We start from the raw sequence: 17,715 nt of genomic DNA on the forward strand, positions 1-17,715 counted from the left end.
GAATCATCATGCAATTTACTGTCAGCCAAGATACTTTAGTGCGACCGCTGCAACTGGTGTGCAGTATTGTTGAACGACGCGCTACGCTTCCGATCCTGTCTAACGTTTTATTACGTGTTCAAGGTGACCAACTATCCATGACCAGTACCGATATGGAGCTGGAAATGATCGCTACCCTACCGGTCTCAGTTGAAGAAGAAGGTAAAACCACTGTCTCAGCTCGTAAGTTGCTGGACATTGTCAGAGCCCTACCGGGTAACGCCACCATCAGTGTTAATGCCAGCGAAGGTAAAGCACTAGTGAAAGCAGGAAAAAGCCGCTTTTCATTAGCCACATTGTCCAGTGATGACTTCCCGGATAGTGAAGGCGCCAATTACATGGATGAAATTTCACTGCCACAATCGGCACTGAAATCCTTACTCGACGAAACCAGCTTTGCCATGGCCAGTCAGGATGTTCGTTATTACTTGAATGGATTACTGCTGGAGCGTGATGACACCACATTACGTGCTGTTGCGACCGATGGTCACCGTCTGGCGCTGGGCAGCCTGACAACATCCACACCCGTCAGTGAGAAAAATAGCGTGATTGTGCCACGTAAAGCGATTATTGAACTTGGCCGCCTGCTTAATGACAGTGATGATACGGTTAAAGTAGCCTTCAGTAATCAACAAATCAAAGTGGAATTACCGGATATTCACTTCACATCTAAACTCATTGACGGCCAGTTCCCGAACTACGAACGCGTTTTGCCTTTAGGTGGCGATAAAGAAGTCCTGGCTGATCGTGATGAATTGAAACAAGCCTTATCTCGCGCAGCTATTTTGTCTAATGACAAACATCGCAGCGTGCGTATCAATTTAGAGACAGATCAATTAAAAGCCACAGTCACTAACCAGGAACAAGAATCCGCAGAAGAAGAAATAAGCGTCGATTACAAAGGTGCCCCATTAGAAATCGCCTTTAACAATGCCTATTTGCTGGACTTATTGAACGCGATTCCGGATAACCAAGTGAAGCTGCTTTTCACTGACGAGACCAGCAGTGCCCTAGTTACACCTGCTGATGAAAAATTTGAGCGTCAATACGTCGTTATGCCAATGCGCTTGTAGTAAATGTTCAAGCATGTCTTTAATTAGGCATTAAAGTGATTCTTTTGGATGTACGTATTAACAACAACGCTATCAACAGTATGAATATAGGCTGTGCTCAATAAAGTCCTAACACATCAAACGGATGGCCAACGGCGTGAGGCTAAAGATGGCTCCGTTTGATGCTTTGTGAGCTCCTAGCTATCCAACTGCAGACATTCCTACACTCCAAGCCTGGTTGAGGCAATAAAGCGCAACAAAGCCGTTCTACCCCCAACAACTCCCATGAGTATGACATTAATTACGTCATGAAATAGTCCTCTCAATAAAGAGCTAGCCGCACAATGTGACGTGATTAAAGTGTATTTCAGCGTTGGCATTAACAGCAGCATTTTTTATCTACAAAAATTTCACAGATAACGGCCAAACCTGAACAAGGGAGGGTCTACTATGAAAAAACAATGCATGAATTACATCATGGCTTGCGTCTCCGTCCTGACATTGTCGAGTTGTGGTGACGATGAGTTCTCGCAAATCGATTTTGGTCAAGATGAAGCTGAGTTCACAGCGGTAACACCTGTGCCAGATCATTTACAGGCTGGTATGCCAGAGGAGAAACCCAAAGAAATGCTGTCAGTTGCCGATCCCACGCCACCTGAAGTCTGGTTACGATCTTTATATCGGCAAAAACCCAATCATGATCCTGAACGTGATGTGATGTATTACCAAAAATTACTTGATGAGGTCCTGGTACATGTTCATGAGGATAAACGCGTTGTCAGCAATCGATTAGTACAAGTCACACGACAGTTACAAGACAAAGGCATTGATGCCGACCAAGATAGATTGCTTATTGATTTTTCTCACTATTTACCTGGTGTGAATGGTAAGTACGTATTTGGCGAACTCACTGCAAACTATAGCAATCTTCGACAACAAGACATGAATCATGACCAGGCAATGAAACAATTGTTTGAGCTTATCTAGTCAGGGAGGATGTGATGTGGATTTTTTAATTCAAAGTTTATTTGTCTGGGCACTTACCTTAACAGGCTACAAAGACCCGAACTATCTGCCTGATATAAAAGCAGTCAGTCATCAAACACTCGCCACTACATTGTGTAAATCCAGTTACTGTACCGCAGTGGCCTATTACGACAAAAACACGGAAACGATTTTTTTTGATAATCGTATGGACATCAAAACTGATGACGGAGCCCGTAGTTTCATAGTGCATGAAATGGTGCATTTTCTGCAGCATAAAAACGGCAAAATAAGCAGCGAAGAGCTTGATTGTAAAACACGCATAGAAATAGAACGTGAAGCCTATCGTGTTCAACAATTTTTTCTAAAAGAACACCACAAAGATACATACCAGATTGATATGGCTATGGCAGTATTACCCGGTCTTTGCAGCGAACAAGCTGAAAATTTAAACTGAGATTAAGCTCTAGTACTGGCTATAAAAATAAGGCATTGAAATGGATATCATCAAATGGACTGAAAAGCTGATGTCGATGGATGAGGAGAGTTGGCAGCGCCATGCCAATCCCTGGAGTGTGTATTCACGCTTTACAACTTTGCCCTTACTCTCTCTGGCTTTTTATTCACGCGAGTGGATAGGGATTTATTCGTTCATACCTGTTGTTTTGGCTCTTGTCTGGATTTGGCTCAACCCACGACTCTTCCCTCCACCATCCTCTACCGATAACTGGGCCTCCATGGCGACCTTTGGAGAAAGGTTGTATCTAAATCGTCAACATGTCCCCATTCCTGTTCATCACCAGCGATTTTGTGTTGTGCTACAGACGCTGTCTGTCATCGGCTTACCCTTTCTGATTTATGGCTTTTACAGTTTAAATATTTGGCTACTGCTGGCCAGCAATATCTGGATGATGGTGTTCAAAGCCTGGTTTGTCGATCGTATGGTCTGGTTATATTTGGATAGTCAGGACGATCAGTCATAACCTCATGCTGACTTTGCTAACAAAACAAAAAGGTAATCCCATCAATCATCTACATCCTATATAATCACTGACTCATTTATACAGAGCCAAACAAAAACACAATGATGAATAGTACCCCCACCCATAAGCCACGTCCGTTCGTAGACCTGATGGTCAGTATCGTATTGCCATCCATTATTTTAATGAAGATGAGCGGTCCAGAAGACTTAGGTGCCAGTGGTGCATTGGTCGCGGCGCTGTCTTTTCCACTTGGCTGGGGTATTTTCGAGCTGATTAAATACCGTAAATTTAACTTTATTGCCTTACTCGGTTTAGTGAGTGTGTTACTCACTGGTGGCATCGGTTTATTTGAGCTCGATACGAAATGGTTAGCGATCAAAGAAGCAGCCATTCCTGCGATTATCGGTCTTGCCGTGCTTGGCTCAACATTCACCCGTTACCCACTTATCAGAGCGCTGTTGTACAACCGTGAGATGATGGACGTAGACAAGATTAAAGATCGTCTTGAAGAGCACAACAGCACAGCCTTGTTTGAAAAACGCTTACTCAATGCCACCTATTTATTAGCTGGTACCTTTTTATTTTCAGCCATCATGAATTTCCTGCTGGTGAAATGGCTGGTCACCAGCCCAACAGGCAGTGAAGAGTTTAATGAACAACTCGGTTTACTGACTTTATACAGTTATCCAGTGATCGCGATTCCCTCTATGCTGATGATGATTGGTATTTTTTATTATTTATGGCGGACGATTCATGATCTTACTGGCTTGAAACTGGAAGAGGTGATATCACCCAAAATCGCCAATAAATAACCGTATGTCCTCAGTCCGACAGGTTCTGCATCCAGACTACCTGATTCTATTACCCACGACACCCTGCAAAGTTCTCAGTTCTGCGGTGTTAAACGGAGGACTGCAAAAGGCCAGTGCTTTACTTAATATGCGTGTGGAGAAACACTCTCCACTCCCCTGTCTGGCGCCAGAGCAAACGCTATTAAATAAAGCAGAAGAACTCGCTCTACCCTCTCCCACTGTCGGCATGATGACAGCGGCTTCCATGAAGTCATTAGGGCAGCATATTGAGAAACGCGGTGACTTAACGGTTGAATGCTGGGTAACGAGTGGTCTCAGTAACGTCAGGCGAGTGGGTGATAAAGCCGATGATAAGACTGAACCAGGTACCATCAATATCTGCTTACACATTAATCAAGCACTGTCCGATTCAGCACTGGCAGAAGCCTTGATATTACTGACTGAAAGTAAAGTCACGGCCATTCGCGATACGGATATTATCAGCCCGGTTTCCGGTCTCCCTGCCAGTGGTACTGGCACCGATAGTCATGCTGTATTTTGCCCTGATGCAGAACCTCAGCACCATTATTGTGGCAAACACACTACGCTGGGTGAGCTTATCGGCCGCGCTGTACTTCAGGCCTGTTCAACCAGTTTAGGCCACTGTTTTCGCAGTATGACCAACGACTACAAATAGGGCTTATAGGCTGTCGATAGCCGAATAATACTTGCTTGAAACCTGTCGCTATTAACGTATTACAGTCTAGATAAGCTTGGAAGCAGTATTTGCATTATCGTTAGCAATTCATTTCAGCTTGAGTTAAGGGTATTTTGTATACTAGCTCTTATGGCCTCTAAACATGCAACTCACGCTATCGAGCATTTTTTCTTTAAAGACGGTGCCACACGGGCCTTATTCCGCTGGCTGGATTTTCGTTTATTTGTCTCGCAACAGAATATCCAATTAACATCCTCTAAAAATACAACGGCGCAATCAGCTACTGATTATCTCCATGCCTGGCAGCAACAGGCCTCTCTGACAACTCCCGCTACAGGAATTTTACGACTTTTCAGCGTTATCGCGATGATTATTGGCTTTACAGCCATGGTAGGCGTATTAAATGTACGAGAACACACATTCATAAATATCTGGGTTCCGCTCGCTCTGTTTGCATTTTTACCACTGCTGCTCAGCTTGAGCAGCTTTTATTTGTCTTTTTTATCACCGTCTAAACAACATTTACATCATCACCCCGTGATGCATTGGCTCATCAATAAACTGCAGTTGCAACCCTTTATTCCGTATAAAAATCTGTTATTACCCTGGCTTTTTTGGCAAGTACAATCAGCGGCTATTTTGTTTTCTGCCTCAGCGCTACTGTCTTTTTTTCTATTGGCGACATTTCAGGATTATCAATTTGGCTGGTCATCCACTTTCATCACTGATAATGCCACCATGACTCAAATGATGAATATTATCAGTTGTCCCTGGCAGTGGTTATTTGAGGCACCAACGGCTGAATTAATCCAGCAGACACGGTTTAGTGTTCAGACAGCTAATATAGCTGTCACGGCCAATAATAACTGGTGGGTGACCTTGGTGATGTCTATTGTGGTTTACGGAGTTTTGCCTCGTCTGCTCTTAGCACTGTTACTCCGTCATCAATTTATCCAGCAATTACGTCACAACATCCAACATAGTAGTGATGTAGAACAATTTATTGTTGCTCAACAACATCAGATGAGTCGCAATCCTATTCAGTCTGAGAACCTGACTAGCGAAAATACGTCAGTGCAATTACCCTCATCCAATACTGTCTTGCTTAGCTGGCAGCAGGCTGATTTGTCTTTTCCCATAGCAAAAAATCTGGGCACAGATGACTGGTTAAAAGATGAAAAGTGGCTGATGTCTGATGCCAGTCATTTTGATAAGCCTGTCTGGATCATGATTGATCCGATGCAGACACCAACAGGTGAACTGGCCGATAGTATTGAGTTGTTACAGCAACATAATTCTTCTGTCAGCTTAGTGTTATACCCTATCAATACGGATGACTCACGTTACCAACAGCAGCAGAAATCATGGCACTTTTTTGCCCAACGACACGCTGTCAGTTTAAAAGAGGGGCATGACAATGGCTGAATCAACGTCACATCCCGTCTTTGCCGTCGTCGGACATCCCAATAAAGGCAAGTCAAGCATTGTCGCCACTTTGACACGCCAGGATGCCGTGAAGATCTCTGAAATTTCAGGTACCACGACGTCGTCGCAAACCTTTGATTTGAATATAGAAGGGGTGACCCAGTACACGCTGGTTGATACTCCGGGTTTTCAACGACCACGGCAAGTCCTGTCCTGGTGTCAGCAACATGCCCCCAATGCTGCCGAGCGTAGAAACACGATTCAAGCCTTTGTAGATGAGCAGGCAGTTATAGGCAGTCATAAATTTCATGATGAAGTTGAGCTATTACAGCCTATTCTGAGTGGTGCTGGCATTATCTATGTTGTGGATGGCTCTATTCCCTACAGTCCCGAATTTGAAGCAGAAATGACCATTTTGCAATGGACCGGGCAGCCTCGTATGGCTCTGATTAACCCGATAGGTGGTGAAGCTTATGTGCAAGAGTGGCAAGATGCGTTAAGCCAATATTTTAGTGTTGTTCGCGTGTTCAACCCCATGACAGCGGATCACCAAAAACAATTCACCATCCTGTCTGCCTTTGCTGAATTATATGAGCCCTGGCGTCCTTCTATTGAAGACACCATTGAATTGCTGAAACAGTATTTCGAATCACTAGAGCAACAAGGTGCTTTTGTTGTTGCAGAGCATATTCAACGCATGCTTGGCCATATCAGTGAAATCAAAGTGCCTGCAGACTTTGTTAAGTCACGTCTCAAGGACAAGCTCAAACACGACTATCAAAGCTCGCTGCGTCATATTGAAGCCAGTATGCAACGCCAACTGCAATCCCTGTTTGCTCACCCTGAAATGAAGATGCAGGTACAGGAACTCAACGCTGATTATCCCGACCTGTTTGATACCAGTCATTGGTATATTTATGGCTTAGACAGACAAAAGATCGTGGGCTTATCGGCTTCTGCCGGTGCAGCTGCCGGTGCGGTGGTGGATGTCGGCATGGGTGGCACCTCACTGATGACCGGTGCCTTCTTCGGCGGCTTGGTATCTGGCGCCGCATCACTCTTCGCTACCGCCGCACCAGAAAACCTCAAAATTAATGGCATTCCCATAGCGGGTGAAACATTAAAAGCGGGTCCAATGAAAGAACTGACGTTTATTTTTGTCGTGCTGGGACGTGCTGTTGATTTTCTGGAAATGATCTTACGACGCACACATGCCGATCGTTCAATTGCAGAACTACCTGAAACCAACCTTACTGAACGAATAAATCATCTACCCAAAGTCGATCAAGTTCAGCTCACTCGCTTATTACAAAAAGCACACAAAGGCCTCAGCGAGGCTGAGTTAATCAAACTTCGCGACTGGGTATTAGCACTCTGCTTGTCGTCTGAAGCATAAAATCCGGTCAATATTGACTTGTTCTTAACAGCGTCTTTCGTAAGCTCATCCAACTATGTTTATCAACAATGGAGCTTGAGACATGACTCGTCAATTACTGGTTTTATTGATGCTATTGAGTCCACTATCCTGGGCAGAACCGATGCAAAACCTTGAATCACTCTCAGACTTAAAATGGAAAAACCGGCTTATTCTGATAGAGGCTGATCAGCCAATCCAACACTATCAGGATGAACTTGACCGACTCGATGCTGACATCGGTGATCGTGATATTGTGTGGTTTATTGTTAACGACACGGACGTGATAAGTAATTTTAACGGCAAGCTCAGTGATAGTGCGACTGATGAGATCCGTCAAACATTACAAAGTCATAGCAGTGCGGTTTTATTAATCGGTAAAGATGGTGGTATTAAAGCCACAGAGACCCAGTTAATACTTGATGAACTCTTCGGTGAAATAGACAGAATGCCCATGCGTCAGCAAGAGCTACAATCCCGTTAGCCATATCCATTCCTTCCACTCTATCAATATGAATAATTGTAAGCACTGGTAGCACTATGCTATTAATGATTCATAATCTATATAGAAGACGAGTGTAGGTTTATCTTCTTCATCGTTGTTGGGGGGCGTATGAATATCATCAATGAGCTATTTGATGGCAGTTTTATGCCCCACGGTCATTGTTACAAATGGCAGAGTGACTTACTTTTTCTTCATGTGGTGGGTGATGCACTAACGGTGATGGCCTACTTTCTCATTCCTATCGCCCTTATCCAGCTTGTCAAAAAAAGAAATGATTTTGCTTTCAACTGGATTTTTGTCATGTTTGCCGCTTTTATTTTTCTCTGCGGCGTCACTCACCTCATTAACCTGGTTAATATCTGGCATGGGTATTACTACATCAGTGGTATGGCAAAACTCATCACTGGTATCGTCTCTATTACCACCACAGTGATGATTGTATATTTACTTCCCAAAGTCATTGCTTTTCCCAGTATTAAAGACTTTAAAGTTAAAAATGAGCAATTATTACTGGCTAAAAAAGAGTTACTTGAAGCCAATCAATTACTAGAACAACGGGTTGAAGCGCGAACCAAAGAACTAGAAGAGCTAGCGCGCACAGATGCATTAACAGGGGTGTTAAATCGAGGAGGTTTGATGTCTTGCTTAACAGATGAAATTGATCGCGCGACCCGCTACAAACGTCCATTAAGTCTATTAATGGTTGATTTAGATCACTTCAAATATGTCAATGATCAATATGGGCATCAACAGGGTGATGTTGTGTTAACGGAGGCTGTTCAAATTATATCCAACGTGTCCAGACACAGTGACCACCTTGGACGTTACGGGGGTGAAGAGTTCCTGTTAATTCTTCCAGAGACGGACATGAATGAGGCAAAAACCCTCGCTGAACGTATCAGGCTGGACGTTGAGCAACATTCATTTTGTCAGCAAGAAGGACATGATATTTCATTGACCTGTAGTATTGGACTGACGGAATATCAACCCGGCCAAACTCAATCGAGTTTACTTCAAACGGCTGATCGTATGCTGTATAGCGCAAAAGACGCCGGTAGAAACAGGGTCATTGTTAACGACAACTTCGATGTCTAACGACCATCCAATGTCTATTACGACATTAGTGTTTTAGCTCACCGAGCACCACTTTATTATCCGTAACTTTTTTCACCACATTCGAGTAGTAATCATCTCTAAACTCATTAATAACCCGCGTGGCCACTGTATCTTCGACTCCACTTCCAAGCAGCACTTCCTCTGTGAGTCTCAGGCTGGTTTCTAATGTCTCTGAAACTGTTGTGGTTGCCCCATGAGTAATGAGTTCTGCACAGTGTTTTCTGTCTCGAGCACGTGCATGTATTGGCATCTCTGGATAATACTGACGCACTTGAGCCACTAATCTATCGACCTGAGCAGGGTTGTCCAGGGCCACAACAATCATTTTGGCTCGATCGGCACCAGCGGCCTGTAAGACTTTTACTTTACTGGCATCACCAAAGAAAACCGGAAATCCCTGTGCTCTGGCATCCTTTACCCGATGCTGACGCATATCTAACGCGATATACGGTACGCCGGCAGCGCCCAATAAGGTACCTACACGCGCACCAACCCGGCCAAAACCGGCCAGAATCACATGCTCTTGATCATGTTCGATGAACTCAGTGGTATAGTCTTCTTCGCTTTTCTCTGCATCTGGTGTGTAAAACTTCAGTAATAGGAAGTTTGTTGAGCGAACAACAAATGGTGTTAACACCATCGTTAAAGCAATGACTAGCGTCAGAATATCGCTGACCGTAGTTTCCAATAAGCCTAATGAAGCCGCAAAGCTAAACAAAACAAAACCAAACTCACCACTTTGAGATAATAAAGCACCGGTTTGTAAAGAAATATCGTGACGTGCTCCTGCAATCCGGGCCAGGATGTAAACCACAACGGTTTTAATGGTCATCAGCCCCCAAGTCAGTAACAGAATATCACCCAGTCGATCCCACAATAGACTGAAATCAATCCCCATGCCCACGGTCATAAAGAACAAACCTAACAAGATACCGCGGAAAGGCAGAATATCAGCTTCTATCTGGTGTCTGTACTGAGACTCAGCCAGCATCACCCCAGCAAGGAAAGCCCCCAGCGCCATGGAGAACCCCACGCTTTGCATAATCCAGGCAACGCCAAGCACCAAAAGCACGGCGACAGCAATGAAAACTTCCGGATCCTGACTGGCGACTATTCTCGCTAACACTGGATTAAGCAGGTAACGTCCAGCAAACAACAGAGCAATAATGACCAGAATACCAATCAGTGGATTGATATCTGGCCCGACCACTTCTGCACCATTGCCTACGGCAAGATAGGACACCAGAGCCAATAAAGGCACCACGGCGATATCTTGCAACAACAGTACTGAGAATGACATTCGGCCCATAACAGTGGAAATACCGCCACGTTCCGACAAGAGTTTTAAACAAAATGCGGTGGATGATAGGGCTAAACCAAAACCAATGATGATGGCACTGTGATTATCCAGACCTAACCAGATAGCAATGCCATAAATAGTACCTGCTGTAATCAAAACCTGAGCAAGCCCCAGCCCCAGCACCATTTTACGCATTTGCCAGAGTTTATCTGGCTTGAGTTCTATCCCTAAAACAAACAGTAAGAAAATGACACCAAACTCGGCGAGATGGCGAATATCTTCAACCTCAGTAATAACACCCAGCCCCCATGGACCAAGAATCATACCGGCCGTTAAATACCCCAAAATCGCGCCCAAACGAATGGCATGAAACATCGGAATAATAATTACCGTGGCCAATAATAAAGCCAGAATTTCTACCAGATAATGGCCGCCTGCTTCTTGCACAAATTATCCCTTTACTAATTAAACCGTGGTACGAGGACTTAGCATTAACAGCAGTCCTTGTTTGTAGGTATCGGCAGCGGCCTCTTTTTTATCTTGTGCCAGCTGAACTTCAGCTAATACCTGATATGTCTCACCCTTGGCGCCGAGACGAATACTCTGTTGTAAATATTCTTCTGCCTTAGTCCATAACTCATTGGCTGCTGCCAGACGCCCAACCGTCAATAACAGGCAGGCATTATCCGGATAGGCTTTCAGCCATTTTTCTGCTGTCGCCAGGCGAGCCAGCACATCCCCCTGAGTAAGTACACCATAGATGTATACCAGCTTTTCACTCCAGTTATGCCGCATGTACTGCTCAATCTGAGCAATCGCCTGTTCTTCCTGCTGTTGCTCAATCAAACCATTGACATAAGGCACGAGCATGGCTTCTGTCTGACGTGATTTACTGGATGATTTTTCCCAAACCTCTGACATTCTTTGCCAGTCTTGTTTCACTAAAGCCGTCTCTAATTGCCCCACTGCCGCTTCTTGATCCAAACTCGCTACTTCCTTTCTTTCAAGGACATGGCGTTTACGTAAATCGGGCAAAACCGACTGGACTTCCTGCCATTGCTCCATGTCCTGATATAAGGACTGCAATAACTGCAATACATAAGGATGTTTGGGAGCCACTTCACGCAGATGCTGAAGTGTCGCCAAGGCCTGCTCTTTTTGCCCTGCTGACAACTGCAGTTCTGCCTGTACGACACCGACGGCAATATCAGCGCCTTCAGTGGTTTCATGAGCTAAACGGAGGTAATTGTCACGGCGCTCTGGTGCCTGTTGTTTTTGCGCTGCCCGGGCAGCAGCCAGATAGTGAAGCAAAGGCGTTTCGCTATGGGTCGCATGGCGAACCAAAGTCCGTTCAGCTTCGGTCCAGCGTCCTTCTTCGAGCGTAATCAATCCTCGTGTCAGCGCACGGTTAGCACGTTTTTGTCTTTGCGTAGTTTTCCAGGCACTGATTCTTTTGGGCGTCTGTCTTAATAGAATCAGACTTCGTAAGGCTAAATAGCCTGCAACAACTAAAATGACATAAATGGCGGTAAACACGACCAGTGATGTTTCGAGACTCCATTGTCCGTACTGGAGTAACACAAAACCCGGTTCAAAATCAGCCGCCCAAATAGCCGCCACACCCAATGCTAAAGCTAAAGCGATGATAATCAGCATTTTCATTGCTGATACTCCTCTAGCCAGTTCAGTGAGCCTGAGATATCAGGAATAGATACATCAATGTTTTGTTCAGCCAGTGAATTCAGTGTTTCCAACATGGCATCACGTTCGTCACCCGTAAAATAATGTTCCAACCAAGTGATAGCTGTTTTCAAACTGTGCTGAAAACTATCCGTATCCGCATTCAGTAATGCCAGCCTTGCGCTTTCCAACTGTAGTCGTAGGTTCTGGTATAGGAAGTAACGCTGCTCTGGCGCCAAAACAGCCGCTTCACCTGATTGTTCATGACGAATCACCACCAGAGATCGCAATTGCTGCCAAATATCCGAGAGCGCTTCTTTCCACGCAGGTGTGTCTGTCACGGCTATATCAGCCGTCTCTGAAGAAGCAGAAAAATCGACCTCAGGGCCTTTTTTAACACGTAATTGATTGACATGAGCTGCTAGGGTTTGCAGTTGAATGGCCATGCCCGAAATATCAGAGGTCGTGAGTGATTGTAATGTTAATAATTCTTCTGCTATCTCAGCCCGCAGAGGATGAAGTCGATAATCAGAGAGGGCTTCTAACTGTTTATCCGCCATAATCAAAGCTTGAATGGCGCCTTTCGCATCGTGTGCTAATACAGCGCGTTGGTTGGCGACATTGAGCAGATACTTCACTTCCTGCAAAGCCCATCGTTTTTGCAGCTCAGCATTCGATAACTGCTGCTTATCATTCAGTTGCTGTAATTTTTCTGCTAACTGCTTTTGATCCGTATCGAGTCGTCCCAATTGTTGTCGGTGTTGTTCGACTCTTGATTGCCAGTTTCCGTTTTGGCTGGATAATTCGTTTAGGGAAGATTGAATATCTGCTTTTTGTTGCTGCAGCTGTTGATAGAACCAGGCGATGCTAGCGGCGGAGAGAAGTAGCACCACGACCAGTGCAACCCAAATCCAGCGATAGACTTGTGCATCCTGCTTATTTTTTTCCAGTAACTCCGCATCTTGCACGTTGTTATCAATCGTTTGCTTTGCGTCTTTATCTGCCATGTTAATCGTCCATATTTATCAGAGTATCAACAACTGCATTATCGCTGGCATCGGCTGATACATAAATGGTTTTGAAGCCTCGTGAGGAGGCATGCTGTTTTATCCTATCACTGACGACCGTCAATGGTTTATCTAACAAATCTGGCCATGTATTCATGAAGATACTACAAAGATTATCAACACCTGCCACACTGGTACAGATCACTTTGTCTGCCATCATGGCCTGTTTGAGTTGTGCTGCCGTTGGTTGAGCTAAAACACGTTGATAAACTTCAATATAAGTAATATTAGCACCTCTGGCTGTTAAGGTATCAGCCATATGCTCCCTGCCGCCATTACCTCGTACAATCAGAATCTGTTTACCTCTGACTTGTGATGCCTGCATCAAAGGCATCTGCAGCAAACCTTCACTTCCATTTGATATTTCAGGCTGACAATCGACCGGTATATCATGCTCACGCATAGCCTGTGCGGTCCCCTCACCCACCGCAGCAAATTGGCATAACTTGGGCAGTTCGTGTCCCCAGCCAGCAATAAAGCTCTCTACCGCGTTACGACTAACAAATATCAACCAGTCAAAGTGGTCGATATTGATCGTCTGCCAATGCTTTTTTGCAACCGCTTCAATATCAATCACTGGCAGAATCAGTGGCTTACCGCCAGCGGCCTCAACCAGCTCAGCCAGTGCTTGGCACTGATGTTGAGGGCGGGTCACAAGAATCTGCTGCCCCGCCAATGGCAGTTTACTCACCGTAGACATCTGCCAGAATTTTATCGGCACCCTTCGCCAGCAACATTTCAGCGACTTGAATTCCTAATTTTTCAGCATCTGTTGATTTACCGCGAACTTCAGCTGTGACCGTGTTAGTCCCATCTGGCTGACCAACCAAGCCTCGCAGCCAAACGTTATCATCATCTAACATCGCATAACCGGCGATGGGTACCTGACAGCCACCGGACAGACGTTTGTTCAAGGCTCGTTCAGCACGCAGCACAATGGCGGTTTGATCACAATGTAATGGAGCAATAAGCGCGTTCATTTCTTCATCATCCACGCGAGTTTCAATACCCAACGCACCTTGTCCAATCGCAGGTAAACTTTGCTCTGGTGTTAATGCGCTGCGAATACGGTCATCAAAACCGAGACGTTTTAATCCCGCCATCGCCAGAATGATGGCATCAAACTCACCATCATCGAGTTTACGTAAACGGGTATTCACATTACCGCGTAAAGGCAGTACTTCCAGATCCGGACGGTGAGTACGCACCTGGCATTCACGACGCAGGCTGGATGTGCCTAAACGGGCTCCGTGAGGCATTTCATCGATACTTTGATAATGATTGGAAACAAACGCATCATGCGGATCTTCACGCTGACAGATAACAGGCAGATGCAAACCTTCCGGAAACTCAACTGGCACATCTTTCATAGAATGCACAGCAATATCCGCACGTCCATCTAACATGCCTTGTTCCAGCTCTTTAACAAAAAGCCCCTTACCGCCCACTTTTGCCAAGGGAGTATCCAGTATGATATCGCCCTGGGTTTTCATACCGATCAGTTCAACTTCAATATTCTGATGTAATTCTAATAAGCGTGATTTAACAAATTCAGCCTGCCACATGGCAAGAGGACTGTTGCGAGTGGCAATACGAACGATTCTTTTAGTCATGGAATAAGGTCACTTCAGCGTTGTCGTTAATAAATAAAGTCGATTCTAGCATTTCACGCATTGACTCTCGACTATCCGCGTTATAATGACGCCCTGTTTTCAACGAGCCTAATCTGATTGATATGACTACAGCCAATAAAAAACTCTCATCTGCCAGACTGACGCAGCCTACCGACAAGTTTGTCGAAGAATTTACCGCTTCCGTGCAATTTGATCAGCGTATGTTCCGTCAGGATATTCGTGGCTCAATTGCGCACGCCACCATGCTGGCTGAAGTCAAGGTACTGACAGTAGACGAACGCGATCAAATTATTGCGGGCTTACAACAAATCGAACAAGAAATTGAGAACGGCGACTTTGAGTGGTCTATCGCTCAAGAAGATGTGCACATGAATATCGAAGCTCGTCTTATCGCCCTGATCGGTGAGGTCGGTAAAAAACTTCACACTGGCCGGTCACGTAATGACCAGGTAGCCACTGATGTGCGCCTTTATCTACGCGATATGATTGAGCCTATCGGTCAGCAGCTTAATCGTTTGCAAGAAGCCTTACTCAACGTTGCTGAACGTGAAGCCGAGACTATCATGCCCGGTTTTACTCATTTACAAACAGCACAACCAGTGACGTTTGGTCATCACATGATGGCCTGGTACGAAATGTTAGTCAGAGATGCTGAACGCCTGGAAGACTGTGCTAAACGAGCAAACAGCCTGCCATTGGGCGCAGCCGCCCTGGCTGGCACCACTTTCCCGATTGATCGTGAAATGACCGCCAGCTTATTAGGCTTTGATCGTATCTGTTTAAACTCTTTGGATGCGGTCAGTGACCGTGACTTTGCCATTGAGTTCAATAGCTTCGCCTCGATTCTGATGATGCACTTATCCCGTTTCTCAGAAGAGTTAATTATCTGGTCATCGGCGCAGTTTGATTTTGTTGATTTAGGTGATGCGTTCTGTACCGGCTCATCCATCATGCCGCAGAAGAAGAATCCGGATGTGCCTGAGTTAATCCGCGGTAAAACCAGCCGCGTGTACGGCAATATGTTCAACTTGCTGACCTTAATGAAAAACCAGCCTCTGGCTTACAACAAAGACAATCAGGAAGACAAAGAACCCTTGTTCGATACGATTGATACCTTATTAGGTTCACTACGCGTTTATGCAGATATGATGTCGGTCATCACCGTGAAAGCCGACAATATGCGTCAGGCTGCATTACGAGGTTATGCTACTGCCACTGATTTGGCTGATTATCTGGTACGTAAAGGCACACCATTCCGTGATGCACATGAAGTAGTCGGTTTATCGGTCGCTTATGGCATCAAACATAAAAAAGATCTGTCTGAACTCACCTTGGCTGAACTGCAGCAGTTTTCTGCCAATATTGATGAAGACGTGTTTGACGTGCTGACTTTGGAAGGTTCTGTCGCTGCTCGTGACCACTTAGGTGGTACAGCACCAGAACAGGTTAAAGCGGCGATTAGAAAAGCACGCAGTCAACGTTAAACAAAAGTTACACCGATGCAGTAACGATCATCTGGTCGTTACTGCATCAACCACAAAACGCTGGCCGATAACATCATCAGAAAAGCGATTCTGACCGCCCACTTTGGCCAATAAGACAGCAGTAACACCAATACTATGCTGGTCACAGACAATATCGATACCCAAATCACAAAGCCGGTTCCTGCTCCCCACACCTGCCACATAGGTAAATATGCTAAGACCAGAATCAGGCTTGCTGTCCAACGTAATAGTCGAGTCTGTGCAACACTTAACCGACGGTTGGTCACTTCCATCAAATGTCGTGGCATCGCCAGACTAAGACTACTCATAGCGGCGTAACACAAGGCAATGCTCATCATCATGGCTGCACTCATAATAGTGCCTCCGACTGAGTTTTAAGCGCTGACGGGCGAACTTGCAATCGCATTTTTCGACGCAAAAATAACACCAGCCCCAGACTCATCAAACCGAACACCAATACGGTCACTTCAAAGCCGACACTGCTCCAGTCTCCTGCCAGCCAGTACGATGGTAGCCAATGTCCGGTTGTCAGCAGGTTCATGACAGGTAACAACAATGCCAGTAAGGTAAAGACACTCCATTGTTCAAACCAGGCTTTCATGCCAGGTCGACAAGCGGCATGAAACAGCATGGCTAGCCAGAGATAGAAAAAGCCTTTTATTTCCCAGGATGCCCGATCAGCGATATCGACCGGAATCAAACGATTCAACCAGAAATAAGCCATGCAAGCCACCGCAAGACCACTGATAGCAGCGATATTCAGTACTTCGATTACCCGATAAACGCGTGCAGTTTGCGAGCCAAATTCATTAAGTGATTTCTGACGTCGTTTCACCAGAAATAAGATGGCGCCTGTTGCCATCATCAACGCACCCGCCATACCCATAATGAAATATAACCAGCGAACGCTGTAGCCACCAAAGTTGGCAAAGTGCATGATACGCATCACACGTTGTGATGCCATGGGCGTGCCCTTATCGTATTCACCTGGTGGGTTCAGATGCATCACATCACCATTGGTCGCATCAAACTGAACACTGCCAATTTCATCCCTCAATAATTGCCCTTCATAGTCTTTTTCATCAAACCAACCAAACACCTTGGTCACAGCGCTACTGTCTCCCGGATGCTCAACGTTCATAAATCGTCCGGGTTTACCCATCATCACTTCTGCTCGCTGGAACAAAATGGATAAATCCACCACATCTGCATCCACGCCTGTTTCTGCTCTGTGCATGGGCTCATCAAGCAGTTCAGAAAAAAATACCTGTGGATTGCTGTAATTAGCTAATACACCTGCAGGCATGTAAATCGATAAAAAGACCACCAAACCGGTGTAAGCAATCATCAATTGGAAAGGCAGCGTTAAAACAGCGGAGGCATTATGTCCATCTAACCAACTACGCTGTCCTTTCTTTTGTCTGAAGGTGAAAAAATCTTTGAAAATACGTTTATGAATAATGATGCCGGTAATTAAGGCCACCAGCATGATCATGGTAAAA

The 17,715-nt window shown here is 45.2% G+C and carries 18 protein-coding genes; 11 read left to right on the forward strand and 7 right to left on the reverse strand.

The features are described from left to right. The first annotated feature begins 8 nt into the window (after positions 1-8). The 10 genes from dnaN (at position 9) to B3014_RS10260 (ending at position 9,006) form a co-directional block, all read left to right on the forward strand. Positions 9-1,112: a DNA polymerase III subunit beta gene (gene dnaN / locus B3014_RS10215; RefSeq protein ID WP_289244149.1), complete on the forward strand. Its 1,104-nt coding sequence runs from the start codon at positions 9-11 to the stop codon at positions 1,110-1,112. A 429-nt stretch (positions 1,113-1,541) separates the two neighbouring features. Continuing rightward, entirely contained in the window at positions 1,542-2,078 is a 537-nt protein-coding gene (locus tag B3014_RS10220; protein WP_289244150.1) for a hypothetical protein, read from the forward strand. 16 nt (positions 2,079-2,094) lie between these two features. After that, on the forward strand, positions 2,095-2,532 hold the full coding sequence (locus B3014_RS10225) for a hypothetical protein (protein WP_289244151.1): 438 nt from the start codon (positions 2,095-2,097) through the stop codon (positions 2,530-2,532). A 40-nt stretch (positions 2,533-2,572) separates the two neighbouring features. Continuing rightward, the gene (locus B3014_RS10230) at positions 2,573-3,058 is read left to right on the forward strand and encodes a DUF6653 family protein (RefSeq protein WP_286303436.1); all 486 of its coding nucleotides are present in this window, start codon (positions 2,573-2,575) and stop codon (positions 3,056-3,058) included. A gap of 101 nt (positions 3,059-3,159) precedes the next feature. After that, positions 3,160-3,870 (forward strand): VC0807 family protein, encoded by a 711-nt coding sequence (locus tag B3014_RS10235; protein ID WP_286303435.1) that lies wholly within the window; start codon positions 3,160-3,162, stop codon positions 3,868-3,870. 4 nt (positions 3,871-3,874) lie between these two features. Further along, complete coding sequence (locus B3014_RS10240; RefSeq protein ID WP_289244152.1) at positions 3,875-4,546, forward strand: adenosylcobinamide amidohydrolase; 672 nt, start codon at positions 3,875-3,877, stop codon at positions 4,544-4,546. 150 nt (positions 4,547-4,696) lie between these two features. Further along, entirely contained in the window at positions 4,697-5,992 is a 1,296-nt protein-coding gene (locus B3014_RS10245; RefSeq protein WP_289244153.1) for a DUF2868 domain-containing protein, read from the forward strand. After that, positions 5,985-7,388 (forward strand): DUF3482 domain-containing protein, encoded by a 1,404-nt coding sequence (locus B3014_RS10250; protein WP_289244154.1) that lies wholly within the window; start codon positions 5,985-5,987, stop codon positions 7,386-7,388. The genes B3014_RS10245 and B3014_RS10250 overlap by 8 nt, the downstream gene beginning before the upstream one ends. A gap of 82 nt (positions 7,389-7,470) precedes the next feature. Further along, complete coding sequence (locus tag B3014_RS10255) at positions 7,471-7,890, forward strand: DUF4174 domain-containing protein (protein WP_289244155.1); 420 nt, start codon at positions 7,471-7,473, stop codon at positions 7,888-7,890. A gap of 129 nt (positions 7,891-8,019) precedes the next feature. Next, positions 8,020-9,006, forward strand: coding sequence for a GGDEF domain-containing protein (locus B3014_RS10260; protein WP_289244156.1), 987 nt, complete (start codon positions 8,020-8,022; stop codon positions 9,004-9,006). A 25-nt stretch (positions 9,007-9,031) separates the two neighbouring features. Here B3014_RS10260 and B3014_RS10265 read toward each other — a convergent pair whose 3' ends face one another. The 5 genes from B3014_RS10265 to hemC are packed head-to-tail and all read right to left on the reverse strand — an operon-like array spanning position 9,032 to position 14,687. After that, entirely contained in the window at positions 9,032-10,774 is a 1,743-nt protein-coding gene (locus B3014_RS10265; protein WP_289244157.1) for a monovalent cation:proton antiporter-2 (CPA2) family protein, read from the reverse strand. An 18-nt stretch (positions 10,775-10,792) separates the two neighbouring features. Then, positions 10,793-11,989 carry a heme biosynthesis HemY N-terminal domain-containing protein gene (locus B3014_RS10270; RefSeq protein WP_286303427.1) on the reverse strand — a complete coding sequence of 399 codons (1,197 nt, stop codon included), beginning with the start codon at positions 11,987-11,989 and terminating at the stop codon, positions 10,793-10,795. Further along, positions 11,986-13,014, reverse strand: a complete 1,029-nt coding sequence (locus B3014_RS10275) for a uroporphyrinogen-III C-methyltransferase (RefSeq protein WP_289244158.1) — start codon at positions 13,012-13,014, stop codon at positions 11,986-11,988. Before B3014_RS10275 ends, B3014_RS10270 begins: the two co-directional genes overlap by 4 nt. A gap of 1 nt (position 13,015) precedes the next feature. Further along, entirely contained in the window at positions 13,016-13,774 is a 759-nt protein-coding gene (locus tag B3014_RS10280; RefSeq protein ID WP_289244159.1) for a uroporphyrinogen-III synthase, read from the reverse strand. Further along, a complete protein-coding gene (hemC, locus tag B3014_RS10285) occupies positions 13,758-14,687 on the reverse strand; it encodes a hydroxymethylbilane synthase (RefSeq protein ID WP_289244160.1) in 930 nt (309 codons plus the stop codon). The genes B3014_RS10280 and hemC overlap by 17 nt, the downstream gene beginning before the upstream one ends. Positions 14,688-14,809: 122 nt before the next feature. Between hemC and argH the strand changes: the two genes are divergently transcribed. After that, complete coding sequence (gene argH / locus B3014_RS10290) at positions 14,810-16,192, forward strand: argininosuccinate lyase (protein WP_289244161.1); 1,383 nt, start codon at positions 14,810-14,812, stop codon at positions 16,190-16,192. A gap of 38 nt (positions 16,193-16,230) precedes the next feature. Here the strand turns inward: argH and B3014_RS10295 are convergent, their stop codons facing one another. Both B3014_RS10295 and B3014_RS10300 read right to left on the reverse strand, forming a co-directional pair. Next, complete coding sequence (locus tag B3014_RS10295; RefSeq protein ID WP_289244162.1) at positions 16,231-16,566, reverse strand: DUF3325 domain-containing protein; 336 nt, start codon at positions 16,564-16,566, stop codon at positions 16,231-16,233. Beyond that, positions 16,563-17,715: PepSY-associated TM helix domain-containing protein (locus B3014_RS10300; protein WP_289286960.1), on the reverse strand; the 1,153-nt coding region annotated here is incomplete at its 5' end. The genes B3014_RS10295 and B3014_RS10300, both read right to left, overlap by 4 nt.

The sequence above is a fragment of the Methylophaga sp. UBA678 genome, assembly GCF_002299105.1.
GTDB classification, from domain to species: Bacteria; Pseudomonadota; Gammaproteobacteria; order Nitrosococcales; family Methylophagaceae; genus Methylophaga; species Methylophaga marina.